Raw genomic sequence first — 13,360 nt, 5'->3', positions numbered from 1 at the left:
AGTGAAAGCGGGGAACCCGCTCTCACTGGCCGTACTGGACTAGGCTTCGTCTTCGTAGATCTCTTCATCTTCCGGTTCAACTGGCTCCGGAATGATTACTGGCTCCTCAGCAACCATGCGTAGGTTGCGGTAAAGAGCCAATCCCGTACCCGCCGGGATCAGGCGGCCCATGATCACGTTTTCTTTCAGACCACGCAGACTGTCGACCTTACCTTCAATTGATGCCTGTGTCAACACTTTTGTTGTTTCCTGGAAGGAAGCAGCAGAAATAAATGACTCAGTCGAGAGCGACGCCTTGGTTATGCCAAGGAGCAGGGACTCTGCCGTGGCAGGACGCCCGCCTTTATCCATCGCCTTCTCGTTCTCTTCCTCAAAGACCCAGCGCTCGATCTGATCGTCGATCAAGAGGTTGGTGTCGCCCACGTCCTTGACCCTGACACGGCGCAGCATCTGACGTACGATGGTCTCGATGTGCTTGTCGTTGATCTTGACGCCCTGGAGACGGTAGACCTCCTGGACCTCGTCGACCAGGTACTTGGCCAGTTCCTTCTGACCCAGTACGCGCAGGATGTCGTGCGGGTTGGAGGAGCCGTCCATGAGCGCCTCGCCGGCGCGGACATGGTCCCCTTCGTGGACGCTGATGTGCTTCCCTTTGGGGATGAGGTATTCCTTGGGCTCGCCCACCTCGGGGGTGACGATGACTTTGCGCTTGCCCTTGGCGTCCTTGCCGAAGGCGACCACGCCGTCGATCTCGGTGATGACCGCGAAGTCCTTCGGTTTCCTCGCCTCGAAGAGCTCGGCGACGCGCGGCAGACCACCGGTGATGTCCTTGGTCTTGGTCGTTTCACGCGGGATCTTGGCGATCACGTCACCCGCGCTGACCACGGTGTCTTCCATCGCGTTGATGTTGGAGCCGACCGGCAGGTAGTAGCGGGCCATGCTCTCGCCGATCTTGGCGGTCTTGCCCGACTCGTCCTTGATGGTGATGCGCGGGCGCTTGTCGGCGTCGCGGGTCTCGATGATGACCTTCCTGGAGAGACCGGTGACTTCGTCGACCTGCTCCTCCATGGTGACCCCTTCGATGACGTCCCCGAACTTGATGCGTCCGGAGATCTCGGTGAGGATCGGCATGGTGTACGGGTCCCACTCGGCCAGCGACTGTCCCTGGGCGACCTTCTGTTCCGGGCTCACCTTGATCTTGGCACCGTAGACGATGCCGTACTTCTCGCGCTCGCGCCCGGTCTCGTCCACGATGGCCAGCTCACCGTTACGGTTCATAACGATGTGGTGCCCTTCAGAGTTGGTTACGTAGTGCAGGTTGATGAACTTGGCGTAGCCCTCGTTCCTCGCATCCATAGAGGTCTGCTCGGCGCGACGGGACGCGGTACCACCGATGTGGAAGGTACGCATGGTGAGCTGGGTGCCCGGCTCGCCGATGGACTGGGCGGCGATGACGCCGACCGCCTCGCCGCGGTTCACCAGGTGGCCGCGTGCCAGGTCACGGCCGTAGCACTTGGCGCAGATACCGCGACGGCTCTCGCAGGTGAGCACCGAGCGGATCTTGACCTTCTCGAGACCGGCAGCCTCGATCCTGGATACCAGGGTCTCGTCGATCTCCTGGTTGGCCGGTACCAGCACGTCGCCGGTGACCGGGTCGAGGATGTCGTCCAGTGCCACGCGGCCGAGGATACGGTCGCCGATGTGCTCGATGACCTCGCCCCCTTCGGTGAGGGAGGAGACGGTCAGGCCGTCGATGGTGCCGCAATCCTCCTCGGTGATGATTGCGTCCTGGGCGACGTCGACCAGGCGGCGGGTGAGGTAACCGGAGTTCGCCGTCTTGAGCGCGGTATCGGCCAGACCTTTACGTGCGCCGTGCGTGGAGATGAAGTACTGGAGCACGGTGAGGCCTTCGCGGAAGTTCGCGGTGATCGGGGTCTCGATGATCTCGCCGGACGGCTTGGCCATGAGTCCCCTCATCCCGGCCAGCTGGCGGATCTGCTGTGCGCTACCCCTCGCGCCGGAGTCGGCCATCATGTGGATCGCGTTGAAGGAGGGTACCTTCACTTCGTTCCCCTGGGGATCGGTGATGGTATCGCGGGAGAGGTTGTCCAGCATCTCTTTCGCGATGTCCTCGGTCGATTTCGCCCAGATGTCGATGACCTTGTTGTAGCGCTCGCCGTCGGTTATGAGACCCTCGGTGTACTGGTTCTGGATCTCCTGCACCTCTTCGGTGGCACGATTGATGATGGCCGGCTTCCCTTCCGGGATGACCATGTCGTTGATGGAGATGGAGATACCCGCCTTGGCCGCGTAGCGGAAACCGATCGATTTCAGCTTGTCGGCCAGGATGACGGTCTCCTTGTTGCCGGCCAGACGGTAGCAGGTGTCGACCAGGTTGGAGAGCTCCTTCTTGGTCATGACCTTGTTGATGGCCGAGAAGGGCACCGCGTCCGGCAGGATCTCGCGCAGCAGCACGCGGCCGACGGTGGTCTCGATCAGGGTCGGTTTCTCGTCGGTCACGAGGTTTTTCATCCTGACCTTGATGCGGGACTGGAGGTGCACCTCGGTCGCGTCCCAGGCGATGGACACCTCGTCCGGGGAAGCGAATATCTTCCCTTCGCCCTGGGCGAAATGCTTCTCGCGGGTCATGTAGTAGATACCGAGGACCATGTCCTGCGACGGCACGATGATAGGCTTGCCGTGCGCCGGCGACAGGATGTTGTTGGTCGACATCATGAGCACGCGCGCCTCCACCTGGCTCTCAACCGAGAGGGGAAGGTGGACCGCCATCTGGTCGCCGTCGAAGTCCGCGTTGAAGGCGGTGCAGACCAGCGGGTGGAGCTGGATCGCCTTGCCTTCGATGAGGACCGGCTCGAAAGCCTGGATACCCAAGCGGTGCAGGGTCGGGGCGCGGTTCAGCAGGACCGGGTGTTCCTTGATGACCTCCTCGAGCACGTCCCAGACTTCCGGCTTCTCTTTCTCCACCATCTTCTTGGCGCTCTTGATGGTGGTGACGAAACCGCGCTCCTCGAGCTTGTTGTAGATGAACGGCTTGAAGAGCTCGAGTGCCATTTTCTTCGGCAGACCGCACTGGTGCAGCCTCAGTTCCGGACCGACGACGATAACGGAACGGCCGGAGTAGTCGACACGCTTACCCAGGAGGTTCTGGCGGAAGCGGCCCGACTTGCCCTTGAGCATGTCGGAGAGCGACTTGAGCGGACGCTTGTTGGGGCCGGCGATGGCGCGGCCGCGGCGGCCGTTGTCGAACAGTGCGTCGACCGCCTCCTGCAGCATGCGCTTCTCGTTCCGGATGATGACCTCGGGGGCCTGCAGTTCCATCAGACGCTTCAAGCGGTTGTTGCGGTTGATGACGCGGCGGTACAGGTCGTTCAGGTCGCTCGTCGCGAAGCGGCCGCCGTCGAGCGGAACCAGCGGGCGCAGTTCCGGCGGCAGCACCGGGATGCACTCGAGGATCATCCACTCCGGCTTGTTGCCCGAGTTCTTGAAGGCCTCGATGACCTTGAGGCGCTTGGCGGTCTTCTTGCGTTTCGCCTCGGAGGTCGCCTCCTGCATCTCGATACGGAGCTGCTCGGAGAGCTGGTCCAGGTCCATCGAGGTGAGGCAGGTGCGGATGGCCGCGGCGCCCATGCCGGCCTCGAAGCCGTAGCTGTATTCCTCAAGAGCCTTCTGGTACTGGTCCTCGGAGAACACGGTGCCAAACGGCAGGCCGGTTTCCTTCGGGTCCGTGACCACGTAGGCCTCGAAGTAGAGCACCTTCTCGAGGTCCTTCAGGGTGATGTCCATCAGGTTGCCGATACGGGACGGCAGGGACTTCAGGAACCAGATGTGCGCCACCGGGGTGGCCAGGTCGATGTGGCCCAGGCGCTCGCGGCGCACCTTGGACGGGATGACCTCGACGCCGCACTTCTCGCAGACGATACCGCGGTGCTTCATGCGCTTGTACTTGCCGCAGTTGCACTCGTAGTCCTTGGTCGGTCCGAAGATCTTGGCGCAGAAAAGACCGTCGCGCTCCGGCTTAAAGGTGCGGTAGTTGATGGTTTCCGGCTTCTTCACTTCCCCGAAGGAACGCTCGCGGATTTTGTCCGGCGAGGAGATCGAGATCTTGATGGACGAGAAGTGGAGCGGATCTTTCGGCTTATCGAAAAAATTGAAAATATCTTCCAAAGTATTTTCCTCCTTGGCGGTAGGAGTTACGTTATCTATTTCAAGCAGCTCGTCGGACTGACGGACGTCCGACCGGTCACCCTGTCAGGCGGACCGGTCGGACCAACAATGTCTAGTCCTCGTCGCTTTCCAAGAGCTCCACGTCGAGACCAAGGGACTGCAGCTCCTTGATGAGGACGTTGAACGACTCGGGCAGGCCCGGCTCCAGGGTGTGCTTCCCTTTGACGATGGCCTCGTACATCCTGGTGCGGCCGGCCACGTCGTCGGACTTGACGGTAAGGAACTCCTGCAGCGCGTAAGCGGCGCCGTAGGCCTCCATGGCCCAGACCTCCATCTCCCCGAGCCTCTGACCACCGAACTGCGCCTTGCCCCCCAGCGGCTGCTGGGTGACCAGGGAGTAGGGCCCGATGCTCCTGGCGTGGATCTTGTCGTCGACCAGGTGGTGCAGCTTCAGGAAGTACATGATCCCGACGGTGACCTGGTGCATGAACTTGTCGCCGCTCTTGCCGTCGTAGAGGGTGACCTGACCGGTGGTGCTGAAGGCGGCGTGGGTCAGCATCGACTGTATCGACTCCTCGCTCGCCCCCTCGAAGACCGGCGACGACATCGGGATGCCGCGCTTCAGACGCCTCGCCACGTTGAGGAGTTCCTCCCCCTCCAACGTTTCGAGGAAGCGGTCCATTTCGGGGTTGTCGTACACCCCCTTCAGGAACCTCTTGATCTCATCGTGCGGTGCGTTCTTCTCGAGGAACTCCTCGATCTTCCATCCGAGGCCTTTGGCGCCCCACCCGAGGTGCATCTCGAGGATCTGCCCCACGTTCATACGGGACGGAACGCCCAGCGGGTTCAGCACGATCTCGACCGGACGACCGTCTTCCATGTACGGCATATCCTCCTCGGGGAGGATCCTGGAAACGACACCCTTGTTACCGTGACGGCCTGCCATCTTGTCACCGACCTGGAGCTTACGCTTGATGGCGATGTAGACCTTGACCATCTTGATGACGCCCGGCGGCAGGTCGTCGCCGCGACGCAGTTTCTGCACCTTGTCGTCGAAGACGTACTTGATGATGTCGATCTGCTGGTTCAGCGTGGACAGGGTCTGGGCCACTTTCTCGTCGATGGTATCGTCATCGGCGATGGAGATCTCGTCCCAGCGGTCCATGGAGAACGACTTCAGCATCTCCTCGGTGATGGCGGCCCCTTTCGGGATCAGCACCTTGCCGTCGGTACCCTCTATCTTCACGGCGGCGGTCTTGCCCACCAGGAGTTTCTTCAGCTTGCCGATGGCCGAGTCGCGGATGATGCGGATCTCGTCCTGTTCGTCCTTACGCAGACGCTGCTCTTCGGCCTTCTCGATGATCTCGGTACGGGCGTCCTTGTCGGCACCCTTTCTCGAGAAGATCTTGGCGCCGATGACGGTGCCCTCGACCCCCGGCGGAACCCTGAGCGAGGTATCGCGCACGTCGCCCGCCTTCTCGCCGAAGATGGCCCTGAGGAGCTTCTCTTCCGGGGAGAGCTGGGTCTCGCCTTTCGGGGTGATCTTGCCGACCAGGATGTCGCCCGGACGAACCTCGGCGCCGATCCTGATGATGCCGGACTCGTCCAGGTCCTTCAGGGTCTCTTCGCCCAGGTTCGGGATGTCGGAGGTGATCTCCTCCTTGCCGAGCTTGGTGTCGCGGGCCACGGCCTCGAACTCCTCGATGTGGATCGAGGTGTAGCGGTCGTCTTTTACCAGGCGCTCCGAGATGAGGATGGAGTCCTCGTAGTTGTAGCCGCCCCACGGCATGAACGCGATCAGCACGTTCTGTCCCAGAGCCAGCTCGCCCATGTCGGTCGAGGGGCCGTCGGCGATGATGTCGCCGGCCTTCACGTGGTCGCCCACCTTCACCACCGGCCTCTGGTTGATGCAGGTGTTCTGGTTGGAACGGGCGAACTTGATCAGGTTGTAGATATCGACACCGGTGCCGGTCGCGTCGTACTGATCCTCATCGATCTTGACGACGATCCTGGAGGCATCGACGCTCTCGACCACGCCGTTGTGGCGGGCGACCGAGGAAACCCCGGAGTCCCTTGCCACGACGCGCTCCATGCCGGTACCGACCAGCGGGGAGTCGGCGCGCAAGAGCGGTACCGCCTGCCGCTGCATGTTGGAACCCATGAGTGCGCGGTTCGCGTCGTCGTTCTCGAGGAACGGGATCAGCGATGCCGCGACCGACACGAGCTGCATCGGCGCCACGTCCATGAGTTCCAGCTCGTCGCGACCGACCAGCACGAACTCGCCGGACTTCCTGGCGGAGATGTAGTCGGCCATGAAGCGGCCGGTCTCGTCCATCTCGGCGTTGGCCTGGGCGATGGCGTGTCCTTCCTCCTCCAGCGCGGAGAAGAAGCGGACCTCGTCGGTCACCTTGCCTTCCTTGACCACGCGGTACGGCGTCTCGACGAAGCCGTGCTCGTTGATGCGGGCGTAGGTGGACAAGGACGCGATCAGACCGATGTTCGGACCCTCAGGGGTCTCAATCGGGCAGACGCGGCCGTAGTGAGTCGGGTGTACGTCGCGGACCTCGAAGCCCGCGCGCTCGCGGGTCAAGCCCCCCGGTCCAAGAGCCGAGAGACGACGCTTGTGCGTGACCTCGGAGAGCGGGTTGGTCTGGTCCATGAACTGCGACAGCTGCGAGGAACCGAAGAACTCCTTGACGACGGCCGAAACCGGCTTGGAGTTGATCAGGTCGTGCGGCATCAGGTTCTCGACTTCCTGCAGGCTCATGCGCTCCTTGATGGCGCGCTCCATCCTGACCAGACCGATACGGTACTGGTTCTCCAGGAGTTCACCTACGGCGCGCACGCGGCGGTTGCCCAGGTGGTCGATGTCGTCGATGTTGCCCTTGCCGTTTTTCAGCTCGATCAGGTAACGCACCACCTCGAGGATGTCCTCGCGGGTGAGCGTCATGCAGTCAAGCGGCACGTCCACGCCCAGCTTGTAGTTGAGCTTCAGGCGGCCCACGGCGGAGAGGTCGTAGCGCTCCGCGTTGAAGAACAGGTTCTCGAAGAGAACCAGCGCGCTCTTCAGGGTCGGCGGATCGCCCGGACGCAGACGGCGGTAGATCTCGATCAGCGCCTCGTCGGTGGTGCCGATCTTGTCGATCAGGATGGTGTCGCGGAAGCTGGAGGTGACGTGCAGGTTGTCGATGAAGAGCACCTGGAACGAGGTGATCCCCTTCTGTACCATCTCCTCGAGCTTCGCCGGGGTGATCTCTTCGTTGCACTCGACCAGGATCTCGCCGGTAGCGGGATCGTAGATGTCGTGGGAAGCGACCTTGCCGACGACTTCCTCCTCGGCGATCGGGATCTCCTTGATACCGTGCTCGGCCATCTTACGGAGGGCAGCCTTGGTGAACTTGCGGTTCGCCTTGAGGATGACCTCGGCGGTGCCCGGGTCCACGATGTCCGCGGTCGCCTTCTGGTTGGAGAGGAGCTCGGCGTCCACCAGCTTGGTCATGGCGCCGTTCTCGCCGACCTTCACTTCTTCGGACTTGTAGAAGTAATTGATCAGCGCGTCGTTGGAGTAGCCAAGGGCCTTCAGCAGGACGGTGGCCGGCATCTTGCGACGCCTGTCTATGCGAACATAAAGGATGTCTTTATGGTCAAATTCAAAGTCAAGCCACGAGCCGCGGTACGGAATCACGCGTGCGGAGTAGAGCACTTTGCCACTGGAGTGGGTCTTGCCCTTGTCGTGGTCGTAGAAAACGCCCGGCGAGCGGTGCAACTGGCTCACGATAACGCGCTCGGTGCCGTTTATGATAAAGGTCCCGTTGTCGGTCATCAGCGGGATTTCGCCGAAATAAACCTCCTGCTCCTTGATGTCGCGGATCGATCTGGTACCGGGGTCCTTCGCCACATCCCACACTACCAGCCTTACCTTCACCTTCATCGGCGCGGCAAAGGTCATCCCCCTCTGGTGGCACTCCTCCACGTCGTACTTCGGCGCGCCCAGCGAATACGAAACGTACTCAAGCGAGGCGGTGTCGCTGAAGTCCCTGATCGGGAACACGCTACGGAACACGGCTTCCAGGCCGGAGTTCTTACGTGCGTCTACGGGAGTGTCGAGCTGGAGGAATCTCTTGTAGGAATTTTTCTGGATGTCGATGAGGTTCGGTATGTCGATGATCTTATGGATCTTGGCGAAGTTCTTGCGCAACAGGGGGTTATTCGCGATTGAATAAGCCATATCTTCTCCTTGTGGTGAACGCCTTGGAAGACCTCCACCCCCTTGAATTTCCTGCTGTTCTGGTCGGACTGGGCTGCGGGGTGAAGCGGCCTCAAACTAAAATAGAACAGCCAAGGCCGCAAAAAGCGACCTTGGCTTTGGTAAAGATCAGTGCAGGGCTAATTACTTAACTTCCACTTCTGCGCCAGCCTCGACCAGCTGCTTCTGTGCGTCAGCAGCTTCTTCTTTGGAAACGCCAGTCTTGACCGGCTGCGGAGCGCCGTCGACCAGGTCCTTGGCTTCTTTCAGGCCGAGGGAGGTCAGGCCGCGAACGACCTTGATGACGCCGATCTTGTTGGCGCCAGCGGCCTTCAGGATGACGTCGAATTCGGTCTTCTCTTCAGCAGCTTCAGCCGGGCCAGCAGCCGGGCCTGCAGCAGCGACAGCAACCGGAGCGGCTGCGGAAACGCCGAACTTCTCCTCGAGCTCTTTCACGAGGCCAGCAAGTTCCAGGACGGACATGTTCTCAATGAAGCTGATTACTTCTTCTTTGGTGATAGCCATTTCTTTCTCCTCCAGAGAATATTGTTAGATGTTTAAAGCGAAAATTGTCGGTGACTGCGACTAGGCAGCCTTCTGGACCCTGATCTGCTCCAGCGCGCGTACGAACCCGCCCGGAACAGCTGCCAGAACGCGTACGAAGTTGCTTGCCGGTGCCTGCATGCTGCCCAGCATCTTGGCGAGAAGCACTTCGCGGCTCGGCAGGTCTGCCAGTGCCTGAATGTCAGCCACGTTGATGGTCTTGCCGGTGAGCACGCCAGCTTTCAAGGTAAACGGGTTAGTGTTTTCCTTGTTGAAGCGGGACAGTACCTTGGCCGCTGCGACGGGATCGTCATAGCAAAGGGCGATAGCGGTGGGGCCTGCGTAGTACTGCGACAGACCTTCCTTGTCGGTCCCCTTGGAAGCGATCTCGAGCAGGGTGTTCTTGACGACCTTGTACTCCGCGTTGGCTTTCCTGAGCTCGTTTCTGAGCTCGGTGGCCTGGCCGACGTTCATCCCGCGGAAATCCGCGAGGAATACCGCCTGCGCCCTCTGGAGCTTGTCGTGCATCTCGGCAACAAGTTCTTGCTTGTTTTCCTTATTCAAGCGCCTTCCTCCTTTCTTTTGGTATACGGGTACGAAACCCCGCCAAAGTCAGGAAGTTGCGGAACATGCTTTTTCGCGCAACATCTGCAAGTCTCGGTTGGCCGCCCGGAAGCGTTTAAGCGCCGACGATGCTACTGGCACACCCACTGTCTTTGACTTTGGCTTTACAGCGATACTGCTCTTTATTTCAAGACCGCGCTGATGTCAGCGAGATCGATGGTGACGCCCGGGCCCATGGTGGAGGACACGGAGACCTTCTTCATGTAGGTGCCCTTTGCGGCAGCCGGCTTCGCCTTCTGGAGGGCTTCCACCAGGGCGACCACGTTCTGCTTCAGGGTCTCTGCGCTGAAGGAGACCTTGCCTACCGGGGCGTGCACGATACCGGCCTTCTCGACGCGGAACTCGACCTTACCGGACTTGGACTCCTTGATGGCGCGGGCCAGGTCGAAGGTTACGGTACCAACCTTCGGGTTCGGCATCAGGCCGCGGGGTCCGAGGAGCTTACCGATCTTACCGACCACACCCATCATGTCCGGGGTAGCGATGGCGGTGTCGAACTCGAACCACCCTTCCTGGATCTTGGCGACCAGGTCGTCGGCGCCGACGAAATCAGCACCGGCCTCGCGGGCCTCCTTCTCCTTCTCGCCTTTGGCGAAGACCAGGACGCGCACGTCCTTGCCGAGACCGTTCGGGAGCACCACGGCGCCGCGGACCATCTGATCGGCGTGACGCGGGTCAACACCCAGCTTCACCACCAGGTCGACGGTCTCGTCGAACTTCGCATAAGCCGCGCCCTTCACGAGCTCAAGGCCGTCGGTCAGGGGATAGGTTTTGGTCCTGTCGACCTTGGCGCGAGCCTCTTTAAGCTTTTTTGTCATAGACATTTCTGATAACCCTCTCTTTAACTTAAGCTATTTCAACGCCCATGCTGCGCGCGGTACCTTCAATGGTCTTCATGGCAGCCTCAAGGCTCGCGGCATTGAGGTCGGGCATCTTCTTGGTTGCGATCTCGCGCACCTGGTCCTTGGTCAGCTTGCCGACCTTGGTCTTGTTGGGGACCGCGGAACCGGAAGCGATGCCGAGAGCTTTCTTGATGAGAACCGGAGCCGGCGGAGTCTTGGTGATGAAGGTGAAGGACCTGTCGGCGTAGACAGTGATGACGACCGGGGTGATGGTCCCTTCGTCTGCCTGGGTCTTCGCATTGAAGGCCTTGCAGAACTCCATGATGTTGACGCCGTGCTGACCGAGTGCGGGACCGATCGGAGGAGACGGGTTTGCCTTCCCTGCGGGTACCTGCAGCTTTATGTAACCGGTGATCTTTTTCGCCATTTTCCTACTCCTTTTTCATTCCTTCGAACTGCCTGAAGCTTTTATCGGTAACAGAGGGTGGACCCTACTGCTTTTCTACCTGCATGAATTCGAGCTCGACCGGGGTCGCGCGCCCGAAGATGCTTACCATGACCTTGAGTTTTCCCTTGTCCGGTTTGACGTCCTCGACCACACCCGAGAAGTTGAGGAAGGGACCGTCGATGACCCTGACCGTCTCGCCCACTTCGAAGAGGACCTTGGGACGGGGCTTCTCGGCCCCCTCTTCCATCCTCTTGGTGATCTTGTTGACTTCGTCGTCCGGGATCGGGAAAGGATTATTGCCGCCGACGAACCCGGTAACCTTGGCGGTCTCTTTGACCACGTGCCAGGTGTCGTCGTTAAGTTCCATGTTCACCAGGATATATCCGGGGAAGAACTTCCTGGAAGAAGTCTTCTTCTCCCCCTTCTTAAGCTCTACGACGGTTTCGCACGGGATCAGGATCTCGCCGAAGAACTCCTCCATCTCGAGGTTCTTGATGCGCTCAGCGAGCGATAGCCGCACCTTGTTCTCGAAGCCGGAGTAGGTGTGTACGCCGTACCATTTATGTGCCATTTAATCAGTCCTCTAGCGGAGTATCGACTTGATGAGCTTAGTAAGGACCGCGTCGCAGACGCCAAGGTAAAGTGAGATGAGCACGATGATGACGACAACTACCTGAGCAGTAGAGAATGTCTCTTTACGGGTCGGCCAAGTTACCTTGGCGAGCTCCGCCTGAACATCCTCAAAAAAAGTCTTGGCTTTCGCGAGCACTTGTCACTCCTCACTTCGTGAAGATAAAAAAAAATGGCAGGCCAGGAGGGATTCGAACCCCCAACACCCGGTTTTGGAGACCGGTGCTCTAGCCGTTAGAGCTACTGGCCTGCGGCGGGGGTTCCCGGACAGTTCCGGGAACCCCAAATCAAACTATTTGGTTTCCTTGTGCGGCGTGTGCTTCTGGCAGAAGCGGCAGTACTTGTTGAACTCCAGCTTCTGAGGCGTATTCTTCTTGTTTTTCGTGGTGGTATAGTTACGCTGTTTGCACTCGGTGCACCCAAGGGTGATGATGTCTCTAGCCATTTTCTTTCTTCCTTTTCAAACTATTTTCGCGTCCCGATCCTTCCGGAACTCAAACAACCCGTCAAATCCTACTCGATGATGGAGGCAACCACGCCCGCGCCGACGGTACGGCCGCCTTCGCGGATTGCGAAGCGCAGACCTTCGTCCATCGCGATCGGGGTGATCAGGTTGACGGTCACGGAGACGTTGTCGCCCGGCATAACCATTTCGACGCCGGCTTCGAGGTCAACCACGCCGGTAACGTCGGTGGTCCTGAAGTAGAACTGCGGACGGTAGCCGTTGAAGAACGGGGTGTGGCGGCCGCCCTCTTCCTTGGAAAGGATGTAGGCTTCGGCCTTGAACTTGGTGTGCGGGGTGATGGAGCCCGGCTTGGCCAGAACCTGGCCGCGCTCGATCTCTTCACGCTTCACGCCACGCAGCAGCGCGCCGATGTTGTCGCCAGCGCGACCTTCGTCGAGGAGCTTACGGAACATCTCAACGCCGGTGACGGTGGTCTTGGCGGTGGCCTTGATGCCGACGATCTCGATCTCCTCGCCGACCTTCACGATGCCGCGCTCGACACGACCGGTTGCGACGGTGCCGCGACCGGAGATGGAGAACACGTCCTCGACCGGCATCAGGAACGGCTTGTCGATAGCGCGAACCGGCTCCGGGATGTACGCGTCAACCGCGTCCATGAGCTTGATGATGGCTTCTTCGCCCAGCTCGCCCTTGTCGCCTTCAAGACCTTTCAGAGCGGAGCCCTTGATGATCGGGATATCGTCGCCCGGGAAGTCGTAGGAGGAGAGCAGTTCGCGAACTTCCAGCTCGACCAGCTCGAGGAGCTCCTCGTCGTCCACCATGTCGGCCTTGTTCAGGAACACGACGATGTAGGGGACGCCGACCTGACGTGCGAGCAGGATGTGCTCACGGGTCTGCGGCATCGGGCCGTCTGCTGCGGAAACAACCAGGATCGCGCCGTCCATCTGCGCTGCACCGGTGATCATGTTCTTAACGTAGTCGGCGTGGCCCGGGCAGTCGACGTGCGCGTAGTGACGCTTGTCGGTCTCGTACTCGACGTGGGCGGTAGCGATGGTGATACCACGCTCACGCTCTTCCGGAGCGTTGTCGATCTGGTCGAACGCCTTGAACTCGGCCTGGCCCTTGCCGGCGAGCACCTTGGTGATAGCTGCGGTCAGGGTGGTCTTGCCGTGGTCGACGTGACCGATGGTCCCTATGTTCACATGCGGTTTAGTTCTTTCGAATTTAGCTTTAGCCATGAGGAATCCTCCCTGATGTATCTACTACAGCTGTTATGTGAAGTTTTTTTCTAGAAGGGGATGGAGCCCACAACCGGATTCGAACCGGTGACCTCTTCCTTACCAAGGAAGTGCTCTACCTACTGAGCTATGTGGGCA

10 protein-coding genes and 2 tRNA genes are annotated in these 13,360 nt (G+C 60.1%); all 12 read right to left on the bottom strand.

Annotated features, from left to right (window positions below):
- Positions 1-39 precede the first annotated feature (39 nt).
- Entirely contained in the window at positions 40-4,185 is a 4,146-nt protein-coding gene (gene rpoC, locus JFN90_RS16750) for a DNA-directed RNA polymerase subunit beta' (protein WP_199396268.1), read from the bottom strand.
- Positions 4,186-4,297: 112 nt separating this feature from the next.
- Positions 4,298-8,413: a DNA-directed RNA polymerase subunit beta gene (rpoB, locus tag JFN90_RS16745; protein WP_199396267.1), complete on the bottom strand. Its 4,116-nt coding sequence runs from the start codon at positions 8,411-8,413 to the stop codon at positions 4,298-4,300.
- Positions 8,414-8,575: 162 nt separating this feature from the next.
- Positions 8,576-8,956: a 50S ribosomal protein L7/L12 gene (rplL, locus tag JFN90_RS16740; protein WP_199396266.1), complete on the bottom strand. Its 381-nt coding sequence runs from the start codon at positions 8,954-8,956 to the stop codon at positions 8,576-8,578.
- A gap of 60 nt (positions 8,957-9,016) precedes the next feature.
- Complete coding sequence (gene rplJ / locus JFN90_RS16735; protein ID WP_199396265.1) at positions 9,017-9,538, bottom strand: 50S ribosomal protein L10; 522 nt, start codon at positions 9,536-9,538, stop codon at positions 9,017-9,019.
- 182 nt (positions 9,539-9,720) lie between these two features.
- On the bottom strand, positions 9,721-10,422 hold the full coding sequence (gene rplA / locus JFN90_RS16730; protein ID WP_199396264.1) for a 50S ribosomal protein L1: 702 nt from the start codon (positions 10,420-10,422) through the stop codon (positions 9,721-9,723).
- 22 nt (positions 10,423-10,444) lie between these two features.
- The gene (gene rplK, locus JFN90_RS16725) at positions 10,445-10,867 is read right to left on the bottom strand and encodes a 50S ribosomal protein L11 (RefSeq protein ID WP_199396263.1); all 423 of its coding nucleotides are present in this window, start codon (positions 10,865-10,867) and stop codon (positions 10,445-10,447) included.
- A 64-nt stretch (positions 10,868-10,931) separates the two neighbouring features.
- Positions 10,932-11,459 carry a transcription termination/antitermination protein NusG gene (gene nusG, locus JFN90_RS16720; protein ID WP_183350946.1) on the bottom strand — a complete coding sequence of 176 codons (528 nt, stop codon included), beginning with the start codon at positions 11,457-11,459 and terminating at the stop codon, positions 10,932-10,934.
- A gap of 12 nt (positions 11,460-11,471) precedes the next feature.
- Positions 11,472-11,657, bottom strand: coding sequence for a preprotein translocase subunit SecE (gene secE / locus JFN90_RS16715; RefSeq protein ID WP_199396262.1), 186 nt, complete (start codon positions 11,655-11,657; stop codon positions 11,472-11,474).
- Between the two features lie 34 nt (positions 11,658-11,691).
- Positions 11,692-11,768 (bottom strand) — tRNA-Trp (locus JFN90_RS16710).
- A 42-nt stretch (positions 11,769-11,810) separates the two neighbouring features.
- Entirely contained in the window at positions 11,811-11,963 is a 153-nt protein-coding gene (rpmG, locus tag JFN90_RS16705) for a 50S ribosomal protein L33 (protein ID WP_135872882.1), read from the bottom strand.
- Positions 11,964-12,031: 68 nt separating this feature from the next.
- Complete coding sequence (gene tuf / locus JFN90_RS16700; RefSeq protein ID WP_199396261.1) at positions 12,032-13,222, bottom strand: elongation factor Tu; 1,191 nt, start codon at positions 13,220-13,222, stop codon at positions 12,032-12,034.
- Between the two features lie 61 nt (positions 13,223-13,283).
- A tRNA-Thr gene (locus JFN90_RS16695) sits at positions 13,284-13,359 on the bottom strand.
- Between the last annotated feature and the right edge of the window lies 1 nt (position 13,360).

This window comes from Geomonas propionica, assembly GCF_016458235.1.
Classification (GTDB): domain Bacteria; phylum Desulfobacterota; class Desulfuromonadia; order Geobacterales; family Geobacteraceae; genus Geomonas; species Geomonas propionica.
Note: the sequence above shows the minus strand (reverse complement) of the source record. Positions and strands in the feature narration are given on the sequence as shown.